Origin of the sequence: Streptomyces sp. C36, from assembly GCF_040932295.1 — a bacterium.
Lineage (GTDB): Bacteria > Actinomycetota > Actinomycetes > Streptomycetales > Streptomycetaceae > Streptomyces > Streptomyces triculaminicus.
In genome coordinates this window covers 591,484-617,330 of record NZ_JBFQGI010000004.1, presented here as the reverse complement: position 1 = coordinate 617,330, position 25,847 = coordinate 591,484, and the positions used below count along the sequence as shown (strand labels likewise).

The 25,847-nt window shown below is 71.0% G+C and carries 17 protein-coding genes; 9 read left to right on the top strand and 8 right to left on the bottom strand.

Features of this window, described 5'->3' with window-relative positions; genetic code table 11:
• Positions 1–90 precede the first annotated feature (90 nt).
• Complete coding sequence (locus tag AB4K12_RS16355; RefSeq protein WP_086574500.1) at positions 91–639, bottom strand: MarR family winged helix-turn-helix transcriptional regulator; 549 nt, start codon at positions 637–639, stop codon at positions 91–93.
• A gap of 100 nt (positions 640–739) precedes the next feature.
• On the opposite strand from AB4K12_RS16355, the gene AB4K12_RS16350 reads away from it, so the two are divergent.
• Positions 740–2,086, top strand: a complete 1,347-nt coding sequence (locus tag AB4K12_RS16350) for an MFS transporter (RefSeq protein WP_368434867.1) — start codon at positions 740–742, stop codon at positions 2,084–2,086.
• A 126-nt stretch (positions 2,087–2,212) separates the two neighbouring features.
• Here the strand turns inward: AB4K12_RS16350 and AB4K12_RS16345 are convergent, their stop codons facing one another.
• Positions 2,213–3,982: a SpoIIE family protein phosphatase gene (locus tag AB4K12_RS16345; protein WP_368434866.1), complete on the bottom strand. Its 1,770-nt coding sequence runs from the start codon at positions 3,980–3,982 to the stop codon at positions 2,213–2,215.
• Between the two features lie 363 nt (positions 3,983–4,345).
• Positions 4,346–5,683, bottom strand: a complete 1,338-nt coding sequence (locus AB4K12_RS16340; RefSeq protein WP_368434897.1) for an NAD(P)/FAD-dependent oxidoreductase — start codon at positions 5,681–5,683, stop codon at positions 4,346–4,348.
• A gap of 650 nt (positions 5,684–6,333) precedes the next feature.
• On the opposite strand from AB4K12_RS16340, the gene AB4K12_RS16335 reads away from it, so the two are divergent.
• The gene (locus tag AB4K12_RS16335; RefSeq protein ID WP_086572981.1) at positions 6,334–7,092 is read left to right on the top strand and encodes a TetR/AcrR family transcriptional regulator; all 759 of its coding nucleotides are present in this window, start codon (positions 6,334–6,336) and stop codon (positions 7,090–7,092) included.
• Positions 7,093–7,691: 599 nt separating this feature from the next.
• Positions 7,692–9,725 carry a sigma-70 family RNA polymerase sigma factor gene (locus tag AB4K12_RS16330; protein WP_368434865.1) on the top strand — a complete coding sequence of 678 codons (2,034 nt, stop codon included), beginning with the start codon at positions 7,692–7,694 and terminating at the stop codon, positions 9,723–9,725.
• Here the strand turns inward: AB4K12_RS16330 and AB4K12_RS16325 are convergent.
• Entirely contained in the window at positions 9,628–10,482 is an 855-nt protein-coding gene (locus AB4K12_RS16325) for a pentapeptide repeat-containing protein (RefSeq protein ID WP_368434896.1), read from the bottom strand. The genes AB4K12_RS16330 and AB4K12_RS16325 overlap by 98 nt on opposite strands.
• Before the next feature lie 145 nt (positions 10,483–10,627).
• A complete protein-coding gene (locus AB4K12_RS16320; protein ID WP_368434864.1) occupies positions 10,628–12,844 on the bottom strand; it encodes an asparagine synthase-related protein in 2,217 nt (738 codons plus the stop codon).
• Between the two features lie 733 nt (positions 12,845–13,577).
• Between AB4K12_RS16320 and AB4K12_RS16315 the strand changes: the two genes are divergently transcribed.
• Entirely contained in the window at positions 13,578–15,056 is a 1,479-nt protein-coding gene (locus tag AB4K12_RS16315) for an MFS transporter (RefSeq protein WP_368434863.1), read from the top strand.
• A gap of 158 nt (positions 15,057–15,214) precedes the next feature.
• Complete coding sequence (gene lhgO / locus AB4K12_RS16310; protein WP_368434862.1) at positions 15,215–16,426, top strand: L-2-hydroxyglutarate oxidase; 1,212 nt, start codon at positions 15,215–15,217, stop codon at positions 16,424–16,426.
• Positions 16,427–16,478: 52 nt separating this feature from the next.
• Here lhgO and AB4K12_RS16305 read toward each other — a convergent pair whose 3' ends face one another.
• Entirely contained in the window at positions 16,479–17,426 is a 948-nt protein-coding gene (locus tag AB4K12_RS16305) for a family 16 glycosylhydrolase (RefSeq protein WP_368434861.1), read from the bottom strand.
• 317 nt (positions 17,427–17,743) lie between these two features.
• On the opposite strand from AB4K12_RS16305, the gene trmB reads away from it, so the two are divergent.
• Both trmB and AB4K12_RS16295 read left to right on the top strand, forming a co-directional pair.
• The gene (trmB, locus tag AB4K12_RS16300; RefSeq protein WP_368434895.1) at positions 17,744–18,496 is read left to right on the top strand and encodes a tRNA (guanosine(46)-N7)-methyltransferase TrmB; all 753 of its coding nucleotides are present in this window, start codon (positions 17,744–17,746) and stop codon (positions 18,494–18,496) included.
• Positions 18,497–18,584: 88 nt separating this feature from the next.
• Entirely contained in the window at positions 18,585–19,988 is a 1,404-nt protein-coding gene (locus tag AB4K12_RS16295; protein WP_368434860.1) for a PrsW family intramembrane metalloprotease, read from the top strand.
• Between the two features lie 29 nt (positions 19,989–20,017).
• Here the strand turns inward: AB4K12_RS16295 and AB4K12_RS16290 are convergent, their stop codons facing one another.
• The gene (locus tag AB4K12_RS16290; RefSeq protein WP_368434859.1) at positions 20,018–21,103 is read right to left on the bottom strand and encodes a DUF3578 domain-containing protein; all 1,086 of its coding nucleotides are present in this window, start codon (positions 21,101–21,103) and stop codon (positions 20,018–20,020) included.
• Positions 21,104–21,262: 159 nt separating this feature from the next.
• Here AB4K12_RS16290 and AB4K12_RS16285 point away from each other — a divergent pair, with 159 nt between their 5' ends.
• Entirely contained in the window at positions 21,263–24,403 is a 3,141-nt protein-coding gene (locus AB4K12_RS16285) for a DUF3427 domain-containing protein (RefSeq protein WP_368434858.1), read from the top strand.
• A gap of 158 nt (positions 24,404–24,561) precedes the next feature.
• Positions 24,562–24,858, top strand: coding sequence for a hypothetical protein (locus tag AB4K12_RS16280; protein ID WP_368434857.1), 297 nt, complete (start codon positions 24,562–24,564; stop codon positions 24,856–24,858).
• 19 nt (positions 24,859–24,877) lie between these two features.
• Here AB4K12_RS16280 and AB4K12_RS16275 read toward each other — a convergent pair whose 3' ends face one another.
• Positions 24,878–25,825 carry an aldo/keto reductase gene (locus tag AB4K12_RS16275; RefSeq protein ID WP_368434856.1) on the bottom strand — a complete coding sequence of 316 codons (948 nt, stop codon included), beginning with the start codon at positions 25,823–25,825 and terminating at the stop codon, positions 24,878–24,880.
• Between the last annotated feature and the right edge of the window lie 22 nt (positions 25,826–25,847).

Genomic DNA, 25,847 nt, shown 5'->3' with positions numbered 1-25,847 from the left:
TTGGCTGCCGTTGAGCCGTACCGGCCCCGCGACAACTCGGAGAACATTACGGATCCGGTAGACCCGTGTCAACTCGCCTCTGACCGGGTCTCAGTCCAGGTCGGTGAGGCGTCCGCCGGCGTCCGGCTGGGCCTCTTCCACTCGGCGGAGGAGCCGGGTCAGCATCGCGCCGAGCTGGGTGCGTTCGTCGCCGGAGAGGTCCTGGAGCAGTTCCTCCTCGAAGACCGTGGCCATCCGGAGGCCCTCGAGCCACTTGGCTCGCCCCTCCTCTGTAATGCCCACGATGACGCGCACGCGGTTGCTCTCGTCGCGCTCCCGCGTGACGAGGCCTTCCGCGACCATGCGGTCGATGCGGTGGGTCATGGCGGCCGGGGTGAGGCCGAGGCGCCTGGCGAGGTCGCCGGGGCCGAGGCGGTAGGGCTCGCCGGCGAGGACGAGGGCCTTGAGGACCTCCCACTCCGCGTTGCTGATGCCGAGCTCGGCGGTCTGGCGGCCGTACGCGACGTTCATGCGCCGGTTGAGACGGCTGAGGGCGGAGACGACCCGCTCCACCTGGGGATCGAGGCCCTGAAATTCGCGCTGGTAGGCGGCGATCTGCTCTTCGAGGCTCGGCTCGGCGGGCCCGGGGGTGTCAGCCATGAGCGGCAGTATGGCAGAAACCATTCGACATAAAGACCTTCGCGATGTACTGTTTAGCTTCGAAGTTTAGGTCTGAAGTCTTCAAGTTCAAGGGGTGAGTGTGACCACCGCGATGGGCGCGGCACTGCGCCGGATCCAGTTGGGCAACGCGCTGAGCGCGTTCGGCAACGGCTTCACGGTTCCGTATCTCTACGTCTATGTGGCGAAGGTGCGGGGCCTGGGAGCGGGGACAGCGGGTTTGACGCTGTTCACGCTGGCCGTGGCGGCGCTGATCGTGCTGCCTTTCACCGGTCGGGCGATCGACCGGCGGGGTCCGCTGCCCGTGGCCATCGTGGGTACGGTCTCGGCGGCGATCGGTTCGCTGGGGATGGGGCTGTCCGGCAGCACTCCGCTGGTGATCGCCTCCGCCGCCGCGCTCGGTGCGGGTATAGCGGTGATCCAGCCGGCGCTCGCGACGATGATCGTGTGGTGCTCGACGCCGCTGACCCGCTCGCGCTCGTTCGCCACGCAGTTCTTCCTCAACAACCTGGGCCTCGGCGTCGGTGGGCTCATCGGCGGCCTCATGGTCGACGAGCACGCCGCGTCGAGCTTCATCCGGCTGTTCGGGATCGAATCGGTGATGTTCCTGGTGCTGGGTGCGACCGTGGCGACCGTACGGCTGCCCGCCGCCCCCAAGGTCGAGGACGCGATGCCGACCGGCGAGCGGCCCGAGGGTGCGTGGCGCGCCCTGATGCGGGATCGCTCGATGGTGTGGCTGTGCGCGCTGGGCTTCGTGATGTTCTTCGCCTGCTACGGACAGTTCGAGGCGGGTCTGGCGGCATACGCCACCGAGGTCACTCGGGTCTCCCCCGCCACGCTGGGCATCGCGCTGTTCGCCAACACGGCCGCCATCGTGGTGACGCAGTTCGTCGTCCTGAAGCTGGTGGAGCGGCGCCGGCGCAGCCGGGTCATGGCGCTGGTCGGGCTGATCTGGACCGTGGCGTGGGTCGCGGCGGCGCTGTCCGGCCTGGTGCACGGGGCCCAGGCGGTGGCGACGGGGCTGCTGATCTCGACGTACGTGCTGTTCGGCGTCGGCGAGTCGATGCTGTCCCCGACCGTGGCACCGCTGGTGGCCGACCTGGCGCCGGCGTCGCTGATCGGTCAGTACAACTCGGCCTTCGCCCTGGTGAAGCAGCTGGCGATGGCCTCGGGGCCGCTGCTGGGCGCGCTGCTGGTGGGGCTCGGCCTGCACGTCGCGTACGTGTCGCTGCTGATCATGTTCTCGCTCGGCATCACCGTTCTGGCGCTGCGGCTGGGCCGTCGGCTCACCGCCGCTCAGGACAACCCGTTCGTCGGCAGGGCCCAGCGGGCGGAGGCCCGGGCGGCTGCCGGATCCGTGGATCCGGTCGAGTCGGCGGACTCGGTCGGGCCGGCTGAGTCGGCCGATCGCGTGGCCGTAGCCGCCTGATCCGTAGCTACCTGGTCTGTATATAGCTGCGCGCGCCGATATATAGCTGCGCGCCGATGCGCGAGCGCCGGGGGCGGGAAGTCGTTACTTCCCGCCCCCGGCGCTTTCGTATGTCTTCATCTGCCGTCATCCGTGCCCCGCCGGCAGTGCGAACTCGCACCACACCGCCTTTCCGCCGCCCGGTGTGCGGCGGGAGCCCCAGGACGAGGCGATCGTGGCGATGATCGAGATGCCCCGGCCGGCCTCGTCCGCGGGCTCGGCGCGGCGTCGGCGCGGGAGGTGGTCGTCGCCGTCGGTGACCTCGATGATCAGGCGGCGGTCGGTGCGGCGCAGGCGGAGGCGCATGGGGGGTGTGCCGTGCTGGAGCGAGTTGGCGACGAGCTCGCTCGCCGCCAGGACGCCCAGGTCACGGAGGTCGGTGGGGAAGCGCCAGCTGGCCAGGACGCCGGAGGCGAACGCGCGGGCGCGGGGTGCGGCCTCGACTCCGCCGAGGAGCTCGAGCGCGGCGTTGTGGAAGAGCTCGGCGTCGTGTCCCGTGCGGGCGGGGTGCTGGAGTACGAGGACGGCGACGTCGTCGTCGTGTTCCTGGGTGACGCCGAGGGCGCGGATGAGGCGGTCGCACATGACCTGCGGGGAGCCGGTGGCTCCGGCGAAGGCGCGTTCGAGGGCGGCGACGCCTTCGTCGATGTCCTCGTCGCGGCGTTCGACGAGTCCGTCCGTATAGAGGACGGCGCTGGAGCCGGGGCACAGGGCCACCGTGCCGGAGGTGTGCAGCCAGCCGCCGGTGCCGAGCGGGGGGCCGGTGGGTTCGGCGGCACGGCGGACGGTGCCGTCGGGGTCGCGGACGAGGATGGGCAGGTGTCCGGCGGAGGCGTAGACGAGGCGTCCCTCGTTGGGATCGTGGACGGCGTAGACGCAGGTGGCGATCTGGGTGGCGTCGATCTCGGCGGCGAGGCCGTCGAGGAGCTGCAGGACCTCGTGGGGCGGGAGGTCGAGGCGGGCGTAGGCCCGTACGGCCGTGCGCAGCTGGCCCATGACGGCGGCGGCGCGCACACCGCGGCCCATGACGTCGCCGATGACGAGGGCGGTGCGGCCGGCGCCGAGGGTGATCACGTCGTACCAGTCACCGCCTACGGCGGTGTCCTTGCCGCCGGGCTGGTACGTGGCGGCGACGCGGAGGTCGTCGGGCTGTTCCAGTTCCTGGGGGAGCAGGCTGCGCTGGAGGGTGACGGCCGCCTCGCGCTGGCGGCGTTCGCTGACGCGCAGGCGTTCTGCCGCTTCCACCTGGTCGGTGACGTCGGCGGCGAAGACGAGGACGCCGCGCTGGGCATCCTTGCCTTCTCCCACCGCGATCGGGGAGCAGGTGAAGGTGTAGTAGCCGTGCCGGGGGCGGGGGCCACGGTCGATGGTGGCCGGCTGGGTGGTGGTTCCGTCCGGTGGTGCGGGGACGGTCACGCGGCGGGACTTGACGGTGCGGGGCTTGCCGCTGCGCAGGACCTGGTCCATGAGGGGGAGCAGGCCGAGTTCCTCGAGCTCGGGGAGGGTGTCGCGGGCGCGGGTGCCAGTGGGGCGGGGGCCGAAGAGGGCGGCGTAGGCGTCGTTGACGTAGGCGATGCGGTGGTCGGGGCCGTAGACGACGGTGGCGAGGGCGGGGACCTTGCCGAGGATGTCGTGGACGGAGAGGCCGTCGAGAGTGACGGGCTCGGCGTCCTTGGCCGGGGCGGCCTCGGCCCGGGCGGCGGGCACGGATCCGGTGCCGGTGCCGGTCCCGGGCCCGGATCCGGCGGCGGTGGACGCGGCGGAGGCCTGTGGGGCCGCGGCGGGTGTGCGGTCGGCGCGGGCCGCTGCTCGGCGCTGTGTGCCGGGGAGCCGGGCGCTCCAGCGGGTGAAGTTCACTGAGGATTACCTCGCGGAGTCGTTCCGGATCAGCTCGGCGACGCGGGATGCCACATGGGGTGCCGTGTGAAGTGCTGCCCCAGGGGATGCCGCGTGGTGTGCCGCGCGGGGCACGTGGGGTGGCTCAGCCGCGGGCCCGGTGTGGGGCCGCCGCCGGCGGTGCGGGGAACGGCCCCCGAAGGAATGCAGCAAACGTCCGAATCCTCATGATTGTTACTCTTCGCTGATACCAGCCCACCCATGGTCACACGACCAGTGTGGCCGACAGGACTGACATCCGTCAGGCGCCGTGTCGGGTGAACGCGCCGCGTGTTCCCGTCCCCGCCCGCGACCTGCCGCGATGCCCCGCCGACGGACCGTGCTTCAACTCGCTTCCGGGTGACGGCCGGTGCCTGCGGCCAGTTCGAACTCGGCCCGGGGGTTCTCCAGCGAGCCGAGCGAGACGATCTCACGTTTGAAGAGTCCCGCGAGGGTCCATTCGGCGAGGACGCGCATTTTGCGGTTGAAGGTCGGCACCCGGCTGAGGTGGTAGGCACGGTGCATGAACCATGCGGGGTAGCCCTTGAGCTTCTTCCCGTACACATGGGCGACGCCTTTGTGGAGGCCGAGCGAGGCGACCGAGCCGACGTACTTGTGGCGGTAGTCCTGGAGGTCCTTGCCGCGCAGCGACGACAGGATGTTCTCGGCGAGGACCTTGGCCTGGCGCACGGCGTGCTGGGCGTTGGGGGCGCAGATCGTGCCGCCGTTCTCGGCCGTGAGGTCGGGGACGGACGCGGCGTCCCCCGCCGCCCACGCGTGCTCGACGCCCTCGATCCGCAGGGCCGGGGTGCACTTGAGCCGGCCGCGCTCGTCGAGGGGGAGGTCGGCGGCGGCGAGGATCGGGTGCGGCTTGACGCCCGCCGTCCATACGAGCGTGCGCGTGGGAAAGCGCGAGCCGTCGCTGAGGACGGCCACACGGTTCTCGCAGGAGTCCAGTCGGGTGTCGAGGCGTACGTCGATGTTGCGGCCGCGCAGCTCCCGGACGGCGTACCGGCCCATGTCCTCGCCCACCTCGGGGAGGATCCGGCCGGTGGCCTCGACCAGGATGAACTTCAGATCGTCGGGCTCGATGTTGTGGTAGTAGCGCGTGGCGTAGCGGGCCATGTCCTCCAGCTCGCCGAGCGCTTCGACGCCCGCGTAGCCGCCGCCGACGAACACGAAGGTCAGCGCCGCGTCGCGCACCTCGGGATCGCGGGTGGAGGAGGCGATGTCCAGCTGTTCGAGGACGTGGTTGCGCAGGCCGATGGCCTCCTCGACCGTCTTGAAGCCGATGCCGTAGTCGGCGAGGCCCGGGATGGGGAGGGTGCGGGAGATGGAGCCGGGGGCCAGGACCAGTTCCTCGTAGTGGATGTCGATGGGGCCGGTGCCCTCGTCCTCGGTGGCGAGGGTCTTGATGCTGGCCGTGCGCTTGGCGTGGTCGATGGCGACCGCCTCACCGGTGACGAACTGGCACTTGCCGAGGGCCCGGCGCAGCGGGACGACGACGTGGCGGGGCGAGATGGAGCCGGCGGCGGCCTCGGGGAGGAAGGGCTGGTAGGTCATGTACGGCTCGGGGTCGATGACCAGGATCTCCGCCTCGCCGCGCCTGAGCTTCCGCTGGAGGTGGAGGGCGGTGTACATCCCGACGTAGCCGCCGCCGATGACGAGGATGCGGGTCGGGATGGGGGGCTGCTCGTTTCCTTCGGGGGGCGTGGGTTGTGCCTGTGCCTGCCGCGTGGGTTGTTCCCGCCGCTCCCGCTGTTGCTGCTGTTCCTGCCGGTCCTGCTGTTCCTGCCGGTCCTGCTTTTCCCGCTCTTCCGGCGCTGTCCGGCCTGCTTCCTCCGTCTGCCCCTCGTGTCCTGCCCGCCCCTCCCGCGCCGGTTCGTTCACCAAGGCCTCTTCCTCCTCGCGTCGTCGCGTCGTCCTCGGCAGTTGTCGGCTGTACTCGGCTCTACTCGGGTACCCGTCGTGCTCGCTCGTACTCGGTCGTTCTCGCGTTGTGGCACAACTCCTCCTCATGACGCATCGACGTCGGTGGTTTGTCCACAGGACTCGCGAAATGTATGACCGGTGCCGGAGCTGATCCGTCCGTCTCGAGAAAGCCGCTCTGCGGGAAAGGCTCGCAGGTCAGGGGGGATGCGGCGGGGTGGTGCGGTGGTGCAGAATCAAGGGGGAGCAGGTCCGTACTCCAATCGGGGACGGCCTGTGCGGAGCTACCCCCTTCTTTCTTGACCTGGGCTCAACTATGTTCGTACTCCGTCGGGGTGTCGAGACGTGCCCCGGCAGTCAGGGCGGGGAGTCTCCGGGGGGAGACGTCATAACCGGGGGAACGTATGCACATTCAGAGCTCTCATTGGTCTGCTGCTGTCGCGACGGCTGACGGCACGGGTGGCCGTAATACGCCGTTGCGCGTGGACGCACAGCGCAATCTGGAACATGTGCTGCGGGCGGCTCGCGAGGTCTTCGGCGAGCTGGGGTACGGGGCGCCGATGGAGGACGTGGCACGCCGGGCCCGGGTCGGAGTGGGGACGGTCTACCGCCGCTTCCCGAGCAAGGACGTGCTGGTCCGGCGCATAGCCGAGGAAGAGACGGCCCGGCTCACCGAGCAGGCGCGGACGGCGCTGGGGCAGGAGGACGAGCCGTGGTCGGCGCTGTCCCGGTTCCTGCGCACGTCGGTGGCGTCCGGCGCAGGCCGGCTGCTGCCGCCGCAGGTCCTGCGGGTCGGCGTCGACGTGGAGTCCGAGGAGCAGCGCCTGCAGGCCGCGGTGCCGGACCGGGCCCGTGTGCCGCAGCAGCGGCAGCCGGGGATCGGTGGCGGTCAGCTGCACGAGCTGCGTCTGGTCGAGCAGCGGCCGACAGCGGTCGACGAGCGGGACGACGCGGGTGCCGCGGCGCTGCTCGACGTCGTGGGCCGGCTGGTCGAGCGGGCGCGGGCGGCCGGTGAGCTGCGCGCCGACGTGACGGTCGCCGATGTACTGCTGGTGATCGCGACGGCGGCTCCGTCGCTTCCGGACGCGGCACAGCAGGCGGCGGCGTCCTCGCGGCTGCTGGACATCCTGCTGGAAGGCCTCCGTTCGCGGCCCGTGCAGTAACCGCGGCGATCGCGGTCACCACAGCAGTCATCACGGTCGGCGCGGTACTTCCGTGGGCCTCCTTCTCCGGAGAGCCCACGGAGGAGCAGGCCGGCAGAAGGGGGCTGGTGTTCAACAATCCTCATCTGTTCGAGTGACATCCCGTGCCCGAGCACGCGAACAGAACCCGGATGAGTGGTTGCCGTTCGCGAAATGATTTCTGGGCACTCCCGTGTGCGACGCTGCTCGGTATTCGTGTGTGACGGCGTGTACGGGGAGCATCCGCTATGGGTGTTGACGGGCGAGAAGAGCCGCGCAGAAGCGAGGAGTCGGACGACCCACCGGCGCCGCACAAGGTGCCCGGCCAGGGTGGTCCGTTCGCTTCCGCTTCCTTGGATCTGTGGAGCGACAGCCCTGATCCCGAGGTTCCGCAGCAGCGGACGCCTGCGCGGTCGGGGCTTCCGGCTCTTCCTGCCAAGGCAGGTCGTGAGCCTGGTGCCGGTACCGATGTCAGTGCTGGTACCGATGTCAGTGCTGGTGCCAGGACCGACGCCAGTAGTGATGCCGGCTCCAAGGGCGGTGCCGAGGTCGTCGCCGAGGTCGGTGCCGACGACGCGGACGTGCCTCCGTCGGATCTCGAGCTGGTCGCCCAGCTGCGTGGCAGCGGCGAGGGCGGTGAGGCGTACGAGGAGCTGTATCGACGGCATGCCGATGCGGTCCGCCGGTACGCCCGTAGTTGCTGCCGCGACGAGCACACCGCCGAGGACCTCACCAACGAGGTCTTCACCAGCACCCTGCAGGCGGTGCGCGGCGGTTCGGGCCCGGACTCGGCGGTACGGGCGTATCTGCTGACCACCGTGCGAAGGATCGCGGCGGCCTGGGCGAGGACGGCCAGGCGCGAGCAGCTGGTCGAGGACTTCGCGGTGTTCGCCACGTCGGCGGCGTCCTCATCGGTGACGGCCGACGAGGACACGCTCAACCTGGGCGCGGACGTGCGGGCCATGCAGGAGGCCGAGGAGTCCCTGGCCGTGCAGGCCTTCCGGAGCCTGCCCGAGCGATGGCAGACGGTGCTGTGGCACACGACGGTGGAGGAGGAGTCGCCGGGCGATGTCGGCCCGCTGCTCGGGCTGAGCGCCAACGCGACGGCGGTGCTGGCCCACCGGGCACGGGAGGGGTTGAAGCAGGCCTATCTGCAGGCGCATGTGAATACGCAGCTGATGGCGGGCGGCGACTGCGCCCAGTACGCCGACCGGCTCGGCGCGTATGCCCGGGGCAGGCTGCGGACGCGGGCCGAGCGGGGGATGCGCAGGCATCTCGAGGGCTGCGCGAAGTGCCGTACGGCGGCGCTGGAGGTCGCGGACGTCAACGAACGGCTGCGCGCGCTGCTGCCCGTCGCGGTCATCGGATGGTTCGCCGCCGGCTGGTCGGTCAAGGCCGCCGCGGGACTCGCGGCGGGTACGGCGGCTGGTGCGGTCGGGGCGGGTGCGGCGGCCGGGGTCGCTGGTGCGGGAGCCGCTGCAGGTGCTGCCGGGTCGGTTGGCGCCGGGTCGGCCGGTGCCACGGGGGCGGGCGGTGCGGCGAGTGGGGCTGGGGCGGCTTCCGCCGGTGCGGGCTCTGGTGCCGGGGCTGCTGCCGGGGCAGGCGCCGGTGCCGGGGCCGGTGGTGGTTCGGTCGGGGGGTCCGGGGTCGGGGCCGTGGTGGGTGAGGGGCTGGGGCTGCCGGTGAAGGTGGCGCTGGGGGCGGGGGTGCTGGCCGCTACCGGGGCCGTCATCGCGTACGCCGTCGCCGGGCACTCCCCCGCGCCGCCGGACAGACCGCAGGCGAGAGCCACGGCGGCTCCGGTCGTACCGGCGCCGCCGCACAAGCCGGGGCCGCGGCCGAGCCTGACGGCCTCGCCCGCGCCCAGTGCGCCTCCCGCGCTGGTGGCGAAGTCCGCCCCGAAGCCGTCCGTATCCCCGGCACTGTCACCGTCACCATCGGCGTCGGTGTCCGCTTCCGTCGGCCCCTCCGCTTCCGTATCTCCCACACCACCTGCCTCGCCCACACCGCGGCCGTCGCCGAGCCTGCCGAAGGCGAAACCGTCCACGCCGGTCACGCCCCATCGGCCGACGCCCGTTCCCCCGCCGCCTCCCTCGCACGTCTACGCGCTCAATGAGCTGCGGTACAGCGGCATCGGTGACGGTGACGGCGGCGAGCCGGAGGTGCGGCTCGGCGGGAGCTGGCTGTGGCAGCGGTACGGGCTGCGAGTGGGCGGTACGACGTACCGCGCCGGGGCGAGCGTCCACGCGGCGTCGTCGGTGACCATCGAACTGAACCGTTCCTGCACGTCCTACGACGCGCTGGCGGGCGTGGACGACATGACGCTGGGCCTGGGCGCCGTCACCTTCTCCGTCTACGCGGACGGCGAGCGCCTGTGGAGCTCGGGCCTGGTGCGGGGCGGCCGTCCGGCCGTCCCCGTCCACGCGCCGCTGGCGGGCCGCAGGACGCTGCGCCTGGTCGTCGAGCCGAGGTCCGCGGCGGATCGCGTCGCGGTCGCGGACTGGGCCGACGCGCGGATCAGCTGCGGGTCGCGACGGTCGCCGACGGCGCCCAGTGCGGGGGACGGGTCAGCGCGGGCGGCAGTTTGGTGGCGGCATCGCCCTTGGCGGCGTTGATCTGGGGCTGGGTGAGGAAGATGCTCCCGGTCAGGTCGGCGCCCGAGAGGTCGGCGTCGCGGAAGTCGGCGCCGATGAGGTCGGCCATTCTCAGGTCCGCGCCCGAGAGGTCGGCGGCGATGAGGTAGGCGCCGCGCAGGTTGGCGCCGCGGAGGTCGGCCCGCTTGAGCCGGGCGCCCATGAGGTCCGCGCCCCGGTGGTTCTTCGTCTTGCGCCCGGCCTTGGCACGGACGAGTTCGCTCGTACGCAGCAGCAGGACGTTGACCTTCTGCCGGTGGGCCGACACGTCGACCTCCAGGAGGGAGGCGGAGTCGCGGCGGGTGAGGGCTTCGGTCTCGTCGAGGAGGCGGCGCACGTCTGCGTGGACGGGGCGGGCGGCGGGGAGGGTGAGCGCCTCGTTCAGGTACCAGAGCAGCTCGTGGAGCTGCCGCATGACCGGGAACACGTCGAACATCTGCTGAGCGGTGTCCGGGGCCTGCCGCCAGTCCTGTCCGCCGAAGGTGACCTGGGAGACCTTCTGGCCCGCGCCGAAGCAGTCGTAGACGGTGCAGCCGGGGAAGCCCTGCTTCCTGAGGCGGGTGTGGATGCCGCAGCGGAAGTCCGTCCGCAGGTTGGTGCACGGCTTTCCGGCGGGCTTGTTGACCGCGAAGTCCGCCGAGGCGGCGAACGGCAGGGCGACGCAGCACAGCCCGAAGCAGCTCTCGCAGTCTCCGCGCAGGGCGGGACCGCCCTCGCCGGTCTCCGTGTCTTCGGGAATTCCTGCCACCGTGCCCACCGTGGTTCCTTTTGCCTGGTCGGGGCCCGAGTAGAGCCCGGCGCACTCGCGCCCGTCCAGTCATTTTACGGAGCGCGTGTCCCCTGCGGTCCGCTGAGCAACCGGACCTCAGGCCCCGGCGGACGTCTCACGGGCCGGGCCGGGGCGCACCGCCGCCCACGACCGGGCGCCTGCCGGACGCGGGGGCCGTGCCCGTCCAGCAGGAGCCGCGCCGGGAGAGGAGGCGGCGCAGCCAGACCTCGGTGGAGACGATCTCCGCCAGCCCGTCGAGCGGCAGCGGCTCTCCGGCGGCCGCCGCGCGCAGCGCGTCCCGGACGACCGCGGCCTCGATCAGGCCCGCCTCGGCCAGCAGGGGCGCGTCGAAGAGGTCGAGGAGCGGGCCGGCGGCGGCAGCGAGGCCGGCCCGTAGCGCCGACGCGTGCGAGGCGTGGGACGTCGCTCCCCAGCCGGGCGGCAGGTCGCGGATGCCGGCACCGGCCAGGGCGGCGCGCAGTACGGATGCGCGCGCCCCGGGGCGTACCCGGAGCGACTCGGGGAGGGCGCGGCAGGCGCGTACGACCTGGTTGTCGAGAAAGGGGGCGTGCAGTCGCTGGCCGCGCACCTCCGCGGCCTGCTCGAAGACGCGGTGGTCGGCGGCGTGGCGGGTGAGAGCGGCGGCGGCGCGGCGTTCGCCGGGGCGCTGGTGCTGGCCCGCCGGGCGGACGGCCGCGCGCTGAAGGCGAACCGATACTTCAGCGAGCGCCTCACCCGTCAGCCAGCGCGCGGCGGGCCCCGGCCGGCACCAGGCCAGCGCCGCGAGCGAGGCGTCCACCGCCCCGGCCCCGCCCGTGCGGAAGCCGGGCGCCAGCAGCCGGGCCGCGGCCTCCTCCACGCCCTCCCGGTAGGTCGTACGGGCCAGCCGACGCGCCGCCCGGTAGACGGTGAACGGGACGGCCAGCGAGTGCGTCGAGGACCCGTCCGCGCGGGCCAGCGCCGAGACCGGACGCAGGAGATAGCGGCGCCGACGATCCATCAGAAGGTCGGCCAGCCGGGCCGGATGGGCGTCCAGGACCTGTCGGGCGCCGTGTCCGACGAAGTGGTCGACGCTGCCGGCGGCCAGCCGCCGCAGGTGCCGTCCGGCGGTGGCGAGGGCGGGTCCGGGTTCGTCCGTCAGCGGGCCGCCGGCCAGGCCGGCGTACGGCAGCGCCTCCGCTCCGGCCGCGACGATCACGTGCCGCAGGCGGGGGTTGGCGGCGATGGCGCGGGCGCGCTCCAGCTCGGACTCGCGGGCGGGGCCGCCGCCCGCCGCGAGGTCGTTGAAGGTGACGGCGAGCAGCCGTTCCCCGGCTCCCGTGCCGCGCCCGGGCCCGTGGGACGGGCCCGGCATGCCCGGCAGCCCGGCGGCCAGCAGCGCCAGCGTGCTGGAGGCGACGCCTCCGGAGAGGTCGGCGCCGACGCCGGGCACCGGTCCGTGCAGCGCCTGGCGGCGCCGGTGGGCGCTCGCACCGGGGGCGGGGCCGGGGGCGCCGGGTGCGGACCCGAAGCCTTCGGGCGCGGGGCCGGGGGCGCGGTGGCCCGGACCGTCGCCGTTGTGGCCCGGCCCGTCGTAGCCCGGCCCGTCATGGGCCGTGGTGATGTGGGGTGCGGCGAGGCGGGTGCGTACCGCCTCGACCAGCGCGTCCCGTACGTCCTCGACGGCCTGGCGCACGTCGAGTTGGGGTGCGGCGACGGCGAGGGAGGCGGTGGGCTCGTAGCCGGTGATGTCGCGGGCGCCGTCGCGCAGGATCAGCGCGTGGCCGGGCGGGACGCGCCGTACGCCGAGGTAGGGAGTGCCGTCGCCCAGGGCCTCCGGCGAGTCGGGGCAGGCGAGCAGGGCCGCGAGGTGGCCGATGTCGAGCTGGGCCTCGACGAGGTCGGCCAGAGGCAGCGCGGCCGTGGCGTAGGCGGTGCCACCGGAGAAGGCGGTGTGGAAGACGGGCCGGGCGCCGGCGAGGTCCCCGGCGACGGTGACGCGCCGGCCGACCTGGGCGACGGCGGTGTAGCTGCCCGGCCAGGCGGTGAGGTGGCGCACCGCGCCGCCGCGGGCGGCGAGCAGGGCGGTGCGCAGGGTCTCGTCGCTCGCGCCGCAGCGGCCGAGGACGGCGAGACGGGTGGCATGATCGGCTTGGACGACGCGGATCTCGTCGGGACGCCAGTCGCCGACGGCCCACAGGGGTGCCGGGCCGCCCCACAGGAGCCGCCCGCCGACGGGACGAACGACGGGGTCGCCGGGGCCGGTGGGGTCACCGGAACCGTGTCCGGGGCCTGGACCGGAACCGAGTCCGGTTCCTGCGGCGGTGCGGCTCCAGCCCACCAACCAGCGCATCGCCGCCTCCACAGGCTGTGGACAACCAACAGGTAGCAGTCATCATGCACAGCGATGCGGCGGTTGCGACATCCGGCGTGCAACACATTGATTGCGACGACGTGTCGGGCACTCGCGCCACCAACTGGCCCGGCGTCGGGGGCGGGTGGCGCACGATGAGAGTGCGGGTTGCTGCGGGCGGCCGGATCCGGCCAAATTCGATTCGTCCGCACGCGCGGGGTTGAATCCGGACCTTTCGCCAACTGTCGCGGCCTCGCGGCGCACTTGGCGCACCGTCCGGAGCGCCCGCCGGTGCGCTCGCGCGGGCGCGGCCGGGGCGCAGGGCACGGCCGGTGTCGGCCGGGCCGCCCCCGGGCGGATTCCGGGCGGCCTTCCGCTTCCGTCGGCGCGGCCTGCGGCATCACGGTCCGGGAGGCGCGAGCCACCTCCCGGACCGTTCCGCCGCCCGCGGGGAATGAGGCGGCGGCTTTCCCCCAGCCCACTGAATCCAGTGCAGCGGGCCAACCCACGCTCCTCCATGGAACCTCCGTCCGCGTTGGCGCGGACAGAGCGCACGATGGGCGCACGGCCACACACAACCGGAGCACGTGCCCCTCAATGCACGCACATACGGACCAGAATCTCGCCATCCGGGACATCGCCTCTTAACGGTCGGGATGCGGCGAACTACGCTGGGTTTACGAATGCCTCCTGCCTATGCCGGGGCGGGCCGTCGTGTCGTCGAGGGGTGCGCATGTCCAGGGAGCCACGCGGGCCGAATGAGAAGCTGGGCACTGTCCTCGCCCTCGCAGGGATCAGCAACGCCGGTCTCGCGCGCAGGGTCAACGACCTGGGCGCGCAGCGCGGACTGACCCTTCGCTACGACAAGACCTCCGTCGCCCGCTGGGTGTCCAAGGGCATGGTCCCCCAGGGCGCGGCCCCTCACCTGATCGCCGCGGCCATAGCGGCCAAGCTCGGCCGCCCCGTGCCGCTGCACGAGATCGGGCTCGCGGACGCGGATCCGGCGCCGGAGGTGGGGCTTTCCTTTCCGCGCGATGTCGGCCAGGCCGTGCGCTCCGCGACCGAGCTCTACCGGCTTGATCTCGCCGGTCGGCGCGGTGGCGGGGGCATCTGGCAGAGCCTGGCCGGATCCTTCTCCGTCAGCGCCTACTCGACCCCCGCCTCGCGCTGGCTGATAACGCCGGCCGACAGTTCGGTGGCCCGCGAGCCGCAGCAGGCGGCCAGGGAGGCCGAGAGCATCCGGGCGGACGGTGCCGGCGGCGCCCACGGCGCCGGCCCGGACTCCGCTTTAGCGCAGCGTGTCGGCCACAGCGACGTGACCAAGCTGCGGGAGGCCGCCGACGACGCCCGCCGCTGGGACTCCAAGTACGGCGGCGGCGACTGGCGTTCGTCGATGGTCCCCGAGTGCCTGCGCGTCGACGCGGCTCCCCTGCTGCTGGGTTCGTACAGCGACGACGTGGGGCGCGCGCTGTTCGGCGCGACGGCCGAACTGACCCGGCTGGCGGGCTGGATGGCCTTCGACACCGGCCAGCAGGAGGCGGCCCAGCGCTACTACATCCAGGCGCTGCGACTGGCCCGCGCGGCGGCGGACGTCCCCCTGGGCGGCTACGTCCTGGCGTCGATGAGCCTGCAGGCCACCTACCGCGGCTACGGCGACGAGGGCGTCGATCTCGCGCAGGCGGCCCTCGAGCGCAACCGCGGCCTGGCCACCGCCCGCACGATGAGCTTCTTCCGGCTCGTCGAGGCGCGCGCCCAGGCGAGGACGGGCGACGCGCCGGCCTGCGGCGCCGCGCTCAAGGCCGCCGAAGGCTGGCTGGAACGGGCCCGTCCGGGCGACGCCGACCCATCCTGGCTGGACTTCTACTCCCCGGAACGGTTCGCCGCCGACGCCGCGGAGTGCTACCGCGATCTGCGGATGCCGCGGCAGGTGCAGCGCTTCACGGAACAGGCGCTGGCCCGTCCGACGGAGGAGTTCGTACGCTCGCACGGCCTGCGGCTGGTGGTCTCGGCGGTCGCCGAGCTGGAGTCGGGGAACCTGGACGCGGCATGCGCGGCGGGCACGCGGGCGGTGGAGGTCGCCGGACGGATCTCTTCGGCGCGTACGACGGAGTACGTACGCGATCTGCTGCACCGGCTGGAGCCGTACGGCGACGAGCCGCGGGTGGCGGAGCTGCGCGAGCGGGCCCGGCCGCTGCTCTTCGCCCCGGCGTAGTCGGAGCTCCGTCCGATCACCGTCGGCATGCCGTCCGGCTGCCCAAAAGTGATCTTCAGTGTTCCCATCAGGCGCGTCGATGTCAGTGGTACAGGTCATCATGGGTGCGTGGGTGAGGCGCTGAGGGGCATGCACGGCGGCGAGCGCGGGGAGGTGACGTGAGGGTGGCGTACGACTGCGACGTGCTGGTGATCGGCGGCGGGATCGTGGGCCTGTCGACGGCCTACGCGATCACACGCGCCGCGCCGGGCACACGCGTGGTGGTGCTGGAGAAGGAGAGCGGCCCGGCGCGCCACCAGACCGGGCGGAACAGCGGCGTGATCCACAGCGGGATCTATTACCGCCCCGGTTCCTACAAGGCCCGCTTCGCGGTGGGTGGCGCGGCGGAGATGGTCGAGTTCTGCGCCGAGCACGACCTGCCGCACGAGGTGACGGGCAAGCTGATCGTCGCCACCGAGCGGGACGAGCTGCCACGACTGCACGCCCTGGTCCAGCGTGGCCGGGAGAACGGCATTCCGGTGCGCGAGCTGGGCCCGGCGCAGATAGCGGAGTACGAACCGGCGGTGCGGGGTCTGGCCGCCATCCACGTCGGCACGACGGGCGTGTGCGACTACGGCGCCGTGGCGCGGCAGCTGGCGCGCCTGGCGGAGGACGCCGGCGGCTCGGTGCGCTACGGGGCGGACGTGCGCACCGTGGGGCGGCGGGGCGCGACCGTCGCGGTGCGCACGGCGGACGGCGAGGTGCTGCGGGCCCGGGCGCTGGTCAACTGCGCGGGGCTGCACAGCGACCGGATCGCCCGGCTGGCGGGCGACGACCCGGGCATGCGGATCGTCCCTTTCCGCGGTGAGTACTTCGAGCTGGCCGCCGACCGTACGGACCTGGTGCGCGGCCTCGTCTACCCGGTGCCCGACCCCGCCTTCCCCTTCCTGGGCGTCCATCTCACCCGGGGTGTCGACGGCACGGTGCACGTGGGGCCGAACGCCGTGCCGGCGCTGGCGCGCGAGGGGTACGACTGGGCGACGGTGCGGCCGGGCGAGCTGGCGGAGACGGTGACGTACCCGGGCGCGTGGCGGATAGCCCGGCGCCACTGGCGGTACGGCGCGGGCGAGGTGCGGCGCTCGCTGTCCAGGAGCGCCTTCACGACGGCGGTGCGGCGGTTGCTGCCGGCGGTGCGGGCGGAGGACCTGATACCGGCACCTTCGGGCGTAAGGGCACAGGCGGTGCTGCGCGACGGGACGCTGGTCGACGACTTCCTCTTCGCCCAGTCCCCGGGCATGGTGCACGTCCTCAACGCCCCCTCGCCCGCGGCGACGGCGTCGCTGCCGATCGGGCGGGAGGTGGCGCGGAGGGTGCTGGCGGGGCTTGAGTGAAGGGGGCGGGAGTCGGCGTGGCAGGTGGTGGCCAGGCCGCGGACCCCGCGGGTCAGCGCCGGGGCTCGTACGCCCGTACGTAGTCGACGAGCATCCGGGCGGGGAAGGGCGTGGAGCGGTCGGGCGGTCCGGGCCAGTCGCCGCCGACCGCGAGGTTGAGCAGCAGGTAGTGCGGGTGGTCGAAGACCCACCTCTGGCCGCGCCGCAGCTGGTTCTTGCTCGCGTTCCCGTAGGTCGCGCCGTCGAGGTACCAGGTGACCTTGTCCGGGGTCCAGTCGACGCGGTACGTGTGGAAGCCGTCGGCCAGGCTGGCTCCCCTGGGCAGCTCGGTGTGCCGTTCGAGGCCCTGGACGACGTAGCCGGGGCCGTGGATGGCGCCGTGGGCCGTACCGGGCTCCCTGCCGAGCGCCTCCATGACGTCGATCTCGCCGTTGGCGGGCCAGGCGACCTTGTCGGCGTTCGCACCGAGCATCCAGAAGGCGGGCCACAGCCCCTGCCCCCTGGGGATCTTGATGCGGGCCTCGAAGCGGCCGTAGGCGCGGGCGAACCTCCCCTTGGTCGTCAGCCGCGCGGAGGTGATGTCGCAGGGCCCGACGCCGCATCTCATGCCGCGCAGCCGTTCGTGGCGGGCGGTGATGGCGAGGTTGCCGCGGCCGTCGAGCGAGGCGTTGGAGGGGCGGTCGGTGTAGTACTGCCACTCGTGGTTGCCCCACTTGGGCTCCCCGCCCAGTTCGAAGCCCCATTTGGTGCGGTCCGGGCCGCGGCGGGCGGGGCCGTGGAACTCGTCGGACCAGACGAGCTTCCACCTGTCCTGGTCGCTCCGGTCGTCGCGGGCTTCGTGGGCGGCGCGAGCGACGGAGGCCGCGCGCTTGCGCGGCGCGGCGTCGTCGTCGCGGACGTCGTCAGCGGAGTGGGTCGGGCCGCAGCCCGTGCCGGCGAGCGTGAGGACGGCGATGGCTGCGGTGATCGCCACGGTCAGGGAGGGGAGGCGCAGTCGCATGAGGGGTTCCGGGGGTTCCGTCGGAGGAAGAGGGGGAGGGTTCTCCGCCCTGGTGGGCCGGGCCACGAGGAGCGTAAGAGGGGCTGCGGCCGAGGCAGGGACGTCGCCACGCCACCGGCACGATTGATCACACGATCGGCTGAGCGCATGATCGGCTGTCCAGGCCGGCGTCATGCGGCGTCACGAGGGGCGAAACGGTGTGACGGCCGCCGCTTCCCTCAGCCCTCCGGGGACGGCCCGGGCGCCCGTAGACTTGGGGAACTGTGTCCGAGAACCACACCTCCCCCGCCCCCGCCGCTCCCGCCGCAGGCCCGGCCATGCCCCGCGCCCGGCGGGAACCGATGTTCCCCGACGGCCCGGCCCCGGACCCCGCGGGTTCGCACCACGAGCGCCGCATCCGCTCGTTCCAGCCGCGCCGCAGCCGCGTCACGACCGGGCAGGGCGAAGCTCTGCGCCGCCTGTGGCCGAAGTGGGGCCTGGACATCGACGGACTGAGCAAGCTGGACCTCGGCGAGCTCTTCGGCGACCCCGAGCTGCCCGTCGTCCTGGAGATCGGCTTCGGCATGGGCGAGGCGACGGCCAAGATGGCGGCCGCCGACCCCGGCACCGGCATCCTCGGCTGCGACGTGCACACCCCCGGCCAGGGCAACCTGCTCAACCTCGCCGAGCAGAACGGCCTGAGCAACGTCCGGGTGGCCAACGGCGACGCGATCATCCTGCTGCGCGAGATGCTCACCCCCGACTCCCTCGCCGGCCTCCGCGTCTACTTCCCGGACCCCTGGCCCAAGAAGCGCCACCACAAGCGCCGCCTGATCCAGCCGGAGTTCCTGGCGCTCGCCGCCACCCGCCTGGCGCCCGGCGCCCTGCTGCACTGCGCGACGGACTGGGAGCCGTACGCCGAGCAGATGCTCGAGGTGCTCTCGGCCAGCCCGGACTTCGAGAACACCCAGGCCGACGGCGGCTACGCCCCGCGCCCGGAGTTCCGCCCGCTGACCCGGTTCGAGGGTCAGGGCCTGGACAAGGGGCACGTGGTGCACGACCTGCTGTTCCGTCGCCGCGCGCACCAGTAGGAACCCGGCGGGAGCACGCCGGCGGCCCCACCCCGCCCGGGCCGGAAAACGGTCACTGCACCGGGCGGGGCTTGGTTAGGGTCGACGCGTGCATGAGTCCGCCACCGCGCCCCACCAGCAGCCCCCGCCCCCTCCGGCGTTCGCCCACTACAAGCCGCGCCGCGCGCTGTGGGACACGCTCTGGGACAACAAGGCAGTACGCGTCGGCGGACTGTTCCTGCTGCTCGCCCTCTGCGGTCTGATCATCCTCGCGCTCGTGCGCGAGCAGACCGGCACCGAGGGCTTCCTGGTCGGGCTGGGGCTGGCCGTACTGCCCGTACCGCTGCTCATAGCCGCGTTCCGCTGGATGGACCGGGTCGACCCGAAGCCCTGGCGGAACCTGATCTTCGCCTTCGCCTGGGGCGCCTGCGCGGCCACGCTCGTGGCCCTGCTGGCCAACGGCATCGCCACGAAGTGGCTCGTCACCACGATCGACTTCTCCGAGCGCGGCGACGCCTCGAGCGTCGGCGCCACCTTCGTCGCGCCGGTGGTCGAGGAGAGCGGCAAGGCCGCGGCCGTCCTCCTGCTCTACCTCTTCCGCAGGCGGGACTTCAACGGCATCGTCGACGGCGTGGTCGTCGCCGGCGTCACGGCGACCGGCTTCGCCTTCACGGAGAACATCCTCTACCTCGGCAACGCCTTCGCCTCCGACCAGAGCTTCGGCTACTCGGGCCTGCACTCCACGACGGCGGCCACCTTCTTCATCCGCGTGCTGATGTCGCCCTTCGCGCACCCGCTCTTCACCGCGATGACCGGCCTCGGCTTCGGCCTGGCCGCGACGCTGGCACCGCGGCGCCGCGTCCTGCGCGTGCTCGTACCCGTCATCGCCCTCCTGACCGCCATGCTCCTGCACGGCCTGTGGAACGGCTCGGCGAGCCTGGGCGGCCTCGGCTTCCTGGCCGTCTACGCCCTCTTCATGGTCCCGGTCTTCGCCCTCCTGACCTGGCTGACCATCTGGTCCCGCCAGAACGAGCTCCGCATCATCCAGGCCCACCTCCCCGCCTACCAGGCCGCCGGCTGGCTCACCCCGCCCGAGCCCCTCGCCCTCTCCTCCATGCGCGCCCGCGGCATAGCCCGCGACGTGGCCCGCCGCACCGGCGGCCCGGCCGCGGCCCGCACCGTCGCCGAGTACATCTCCTTCGCCACCTCCCTGGCCTTCCTCCGCCACCGCGCCCACCGCGGCACCCCCGACCCCAACTTCACCGCCCGGGAGCAGGAGCTCCTGCACCACCTGTGGCAGCGCAAGACGACGGCCCAGCCGGCCCTGGCCCAGGCCACGGCGGTCGTGCCCCAGCCGTTCGGGGGGCCGATGGTGGGGGCGACGCCGTTCGGGGGGCCGATGCCCATGCCGATGCCGATGCCGATCCCGGCACAGGGCTGGGGCGCACCCCCGGCGATGCCGCAGGGGCCGGGGCCGGGGCCGTGGCCCCAGGCACCGGGGCAGCAGCGCTGAGGAAGGCACGCAGGCCTTCTTCGTTTCTGTCAGTCGACCAGGCCCCAGGAAGCGGCCGACGGCGACCCCGCCCAGCCCTCAGGGGTGCTCCAGACAGACGCAATGCCCAGTCCTTCCAGGTAAGGGACAAAGGCCTTGATGTCCTCAGTGAACAGCGCAAGGAGATGGGGCTTCGACGTCTGCTCGTACAAGAAGTGGCTGTACTCGAAGAGCTGCCCCACGGCCTCGCGTACAGCCGAGGCGGCGCTGTGCTTCTTGATGGTTTTGGCCTCCACCAGCCACTCCACGCCATCCTGCCGAAGCACAAGGTCCTTGGGGTGCTGCTTCTTCGTGATGGGCACGAACCCACGCGCTTCGACGTAGGGCCCAAACTGCTCAATCAGAACCTCATGGCTGCGTGACTTAGCGATCGTCCGCTCAGCGATATGGGCGATGTAGTCGCTACCGTCCTTGGGCTTGAAGCCCTCAAGGCCCTTGTGGCCCGTGTGCTTGGTTGGCACATAGTTCGCCACGAACCCTTCAGGGGCCTGTTCAACCGAAACGCCCTTTTCGACATCCGCAGCCAGCTGCAAGATCTCCACGAGGTACCAAAGGTCCTCGCGCAATTCGGCCTCGGTCGGCAGGGCGCTCAACTCGTAACGTCGCGCGACAACGCTGCCCGCTTCGTACGCCCGCGGTCGATCCACCTTGCAGTTGAAGGCCGGGCTCACGGACCAGTCGGCTACGAGCTCCGCCGGGAGGCCACCAAGCAGCTTCTCCGCTCGGAAGCTGAGGTAGTCGCGGAGCTTCTGGCCGTCCCCATAGGAACCTGCGAGCTTCGTTACGCCCTGCTGCAGCGTGAGGGTCACGGACTTGAGGTCTGCGGCGAAGATATAGGCCAGGTAGAGGCCTTCCTTGGGGTCTTTGGTGATCCCTGGATCAAACACTCCGATCCAGGGCGTGTGCGCGGCCCCACCCTTCCCTCCATAGCCCCGCGCCTCAAAGCCGCCCGGGACGGCTTGGGCAACCAACGAGGGCACTTGCCGTAGGAGGTCCTGGGCGTAGACCCCGCCCCCGGTCCCTAGATGCTGTTTATAGGTCGCGGCTATCTCTTCGAGCAGGTCACGGATGTCCATAAGCAGACATTACTGAGAAGTGATCAATATGCGGCACACCTCGATCATTTTCAGACAGGCCTGTGCGTGCATGCCTGCGTGCCCGAAGTACCGTCCGGCCTGCTGTCACACCCCGCTGGTAGAACATCACCATCGGTTGGGGCGATGAGGGGGCACACCATGAGCCAGCACTTCACAGACCATGCAACTCCCGTACCGGGCCTGTACGAGCGGCTGATCACCTCCCGCCTTGAGGGGCATTTGCAGCACTTGCACGCCAACGGTTGGACAGCCATCGACCAGCAGATCGGCGAGCAGTCCACCTCGCGCGTGCTCGCACGCCACATCGCCCATACGGTCCAGCAGATCCTTGCCGGGTTGCCCTCAACTGATCAGGTCCCGGCGGCGAACCACGTTCTCGAGTCCATGAGCACTCTTGACGGAGCCAAGCAGTGGGTTGAGATGATCGCGGACGGGCCGCGTCACCTGCTGGCCATCGTCAAGCAGGAGGCCCCTGGCGCGTACGCCATACGTCCCGCGACGCCACTCTCAGATACGGCGCTCCTCACCAACTCACCAGAAGACCCCAACCTCGGCTTCGAGCTGCGCGCCGAGCTGGCCACTGCCGACCGCGTTGACCTGCTCTGCGCATTCGTGAAGTGGCACGGCCTGCGCGTACTCGAAGAATCGCTCAAGGGCGCTGCCGCTCGCGGAGTCCCCATCCGCGTCATCACGACTACGTACATCGGAGCCACGGAACGCAAGGCTCTGGACCGGTTGGTCAGGGAGTTCAACGCCGAGGTCAAGGTCAACTACGAACTGCGGTCCACCCGGCTCCACGCAAAGGCCTGGCTCTTCCGGAGAAACAGCGAGTACGACACCGCTTACGTCGGTAGCTCCAATCTCTCCCGGGCAGCCCTCCTGGACGGTCTGGAGTGGAACGTCAGGCTGTCTTCTGTGGCCACCCCCGCTGTTCTCCGCAAGTTCGAGGCGACCTTCGACTCCTACTGGAGTGAGCCCGCCTTTGAGACTTACGACCCCGACGTGGATGCCGGCCGGTTGGACGCCGCGCTCGAGCAAGCTGGAGGGAAACACAGGGGCGACACCCGAACCATCAGCCTGTCGGGGCTTGAAGTGCGGCCATACGCCCATCAGAGGGACATGCTGGAGCAGCTCCAGATCGAGCGTGACGTCCACGACCGGCACCGGAACCTCCTTGTCGCGGCGACTGGTACCGGCAAGACGGTGATGGCCGCACTCGACTACCGGGAGCTCAAAAGGAAATACCAGGATCGCGAACTCAAGCTCCTCTTCGTTGCTCACCGACAGGAGATCCTGAAACAGTCGCTGCGTACCTACCAGGACGTGCTGAATGACGCGAACTTCGGAGAGCTGTTTGTCGGGGGCGAGGTGCCGGATTACTGGACCCATGTCTTCGCCAGCGTTCAGTCCCTCAATGCTCGGTCGCTCGCCAGCCTTGCCCCAGATCACTTTGATGTGATTGTCATCGATGAGTTTCACCATGGCGTGTCACCCACGTACCGGCGCATCATCGACCACTTCAAGCCGACTGAGCTCCTCGGTCTTACCGCAACCCCGGAGCGCATGGACGGACGCAACGTTCAAGAAGAGTTTTTCGATGGCCATATTGCGGCCGAGATGCGGCTCTGGGAAGCTTTGGAGAACGACCTGCTCAGCCCCTTCCACTACTTCGGCATTGCCGACAACGTGGACTTGGAAGGCCTCACATGGAAGCGCGGCACTTACGACAGTGGGGAACTAGACAAACTCTTCACCGGGAACCACGCCCGCGCTCGACTGATAGTCAAGGCCATCCAGGAAAAGATCGCTGACCCGGGCTCAATGCGTGCCCTGGGCTTCTGTGTATCGGTGGCTCATGCCCGATTCATGGCCGAGTTCTTCCGACAGGCTGGGTTGAACACCAAGGCCCTGGACGGGACCACCCCCACCGTCGAGCGCGCGCAGGCACTGGCTGACCTGCGGGACGGGAAGATCCAGGTCCTCTTCTCCGTCGATCTCTTCAACGAGGGGCTCGACATCCCGGACGTGGACACGCTGCTCCTACTACGGCCCACCTCCAGCGCTACGGTCTTCCTTCAGCAACTCGGCCGCGGCCTCCGGCGTACCGCCGACAAGGCCGTACTGACCGTGCTCGACTTCATCGGTCAGCACCGCAAGGAGTTTCGCTTCGAAGAGCAGTTTCGGGCACTCACCAATCTCACTCGGAAGCGTCTGCTCGACAGCGTGGAGCAGGACTTCCCTTTGCTTCCCTCCGGCTGCCAGATCGTGCTGGACCGGAAGTCGAAGGAGCGCATCCTCGACAACATCAAGTGCCAGCTCAACGTTAACGTCACACAGCTGGCTCGGGAGGTTGCCTCCTACGCGGAACCGAAGCTGGCGGACTACCTGCGGGAGAGCCAACGTGAGCTCAAGGAGCTGTACCGCTCCAACAACTCATGGACACGCCTGCTGCGTAGGACTGGCCTCCTTCCGCAAACCGGCCCGGAAGGTGAAGAGGCGCTGCTGAAGCGAGTCTCCGCCTTCCTTCACGTCGATGATCCGTCTCGGGTAGCGGCCTACAGCCGGATGCTGGAAGATCAGGCCCCAACGTACGAGGCCCTCGACGAGCACGAACAGGCGTACGCCCGCATGCTGTTCTTCAGCCTGTGGCCCCTCGGCGGCGGGTTTGATTCATATGCCCAGGGCTTCAACAGCTTGGCCGAACAAACCGCGTTCCGGAGCGAGCTGCGGCAGGTGCTCAGCTACAACTTGGAGCACACCGAGCACCTACCCATAGCGCTGCTGGGGCCTCATGCCGGCATCCCTCTCACTGTCCACGCTTCCTACAGCCGAGAGGAGATTCTCCCTGCATTGGGGCAAGCCAGCGTGGGCGGCTCCCTCCCCGGACACTTCCGTGAAGGCGTTAAGTGGTGCGAGAGCACAAAGATCGACGCGCTGCTGATCACCCTCGAGAAGGACGCAAAAGACTTCTCTCCTGAAACGCGCTACAGGGACTATGCGATGAGCTCTGAGCTCTTCCACTGGGAGTCCCAAAACCAGACCTCCAGCACCTCACCTACGGGTGTGCGCTACCAGACTCATCAGGCGACTGGCTCTGACGTCTTCTTGTTCGTGCGCCGGTACAAGAAGAACGACATTGGTGGAGCTCAGCCGTGGATGCTGCTCGGCCCGGCCGAGTACGTGTCGCACAAGGGAAGCAATCCCATGGGCATCGTCTGGAAGCTCAAGCACGAGATGCCGGCTGATGTATGGACCTACTCGACCATTGCTGCGGGGTGAGGCGGGACTACCCACAGCGGCGGAGTGAGCGGCAAGCCCAGCCTGCCTGATGCGACCTCGCTGCGTCCGGTTTGGCCCGCACGCGGCAGCGGGAAGGGGCGCGTTAGCCTCGGGAAGGATCAGGTTTCTACGGGGAGGTTGCAGCAGTGGCAGCAGCGATGAAGGTTCCTACGTCCGTGGTCGCCGCCGCCGGGCTCGTCGGGGGTTATGGCGTGGCGCGGTGGACCAAGAAGCGGCCGCTCGGTGGGGTGGTGCTGGCCGCCGCCGGGGCGGTGGCGGCTCGGCAGTGGAAGGACTCGGCCGGGAATGGTGCCGCCGCCGCGTTGACCGGGGCGTACGTCGCCGCCTTCGCCGGGTCGCACCCGCTGGCGAAGAAGGTGGGGGCCTGGCCGTCCGTGTTCGGGGTGGCCGGGGCCGTCGCGCTTGCCTCGTGGGCCGTGGAGCGGCGCGCCTGAGCAGCGCCGCTCCCACGCCTTACGCCGAGGCGTCGGTGAGCTTGGTCAGGTCGGACTCCGTCAGCTTCAGGTCCGCGACCGCCAGCAGGGGCGGGAGCTGGTCCACCGTGCGGGCGCTGGCCAGGGGGGTGGAGACCGTCGGCTGGGCGGCGAGCCAGGCCAGGGCGACCGTGGCGGGCTCGGCGCCGTGGGCCGCCGCGACCTCGTCCAGGGCGGCGAGGACGCGGGGGCCCCGCTCCGACTCCAGGTACTTCTGGGCGCCGCCCGCGCGGGCGCTGTCGACCGTGGTGCCGGGGCGGTACTTGCCGGTGAGGAAGCCCGAGGCCAGGGCGAAGTACGGGACGGCGGCCAGGCCGTGCTCGGCGGCGACGGCGGCCAGGTCGCCCTCGTAGGTGTCGCGGGAGACCAGGTTGTAGTGGGGCTGGATCGCGACGTACTTCGCCAGGCCGGAGGCGGCCGAGAAGTCAAGGGAGGCCCGCAGACGCTCGGCCGTGATGTTGGAGGCGCCGATCTCGCGGACCTTGCCCTCCTTCACCAGGCCGTCCAGCGTCGTGATGATGTCCTCGACCGGCACCGAGGTGTCGTCGACGTGGGTGTAGTAGAGGTCGATGTAGTCCGTGCGCAGGCGGCGCAGGGAGGCCTCGACGTCCGCCCTGATCACGGCCGGCTTCAGGCCGCGGTGTGCCGGGACGCCGTGGCCGACCTTGGTGGCCACGACGACGGCGTCGCGGTTGCGGCGGGCGGCGATCCAGTCGCCGATGACGGTCTCGGATTCACCGCCCTGGTTTCCGGGCGCCCAGGCCGAATAGACGTCTGCCGTGTCGATGAAATCACCGCCCGCTTCCGCGTACGCGTCGAGGACGGCGAAGGACTGCTTCTCGTCGGCGGTCCAGCCGAAGACGTTGCCGCCGAGGGCCAGGGGGTGGACGGAAAGACTGCCGATCTTACGGGGAGTGTTGTCAGCCATGCGATGCGTCAACTCCCCTGCG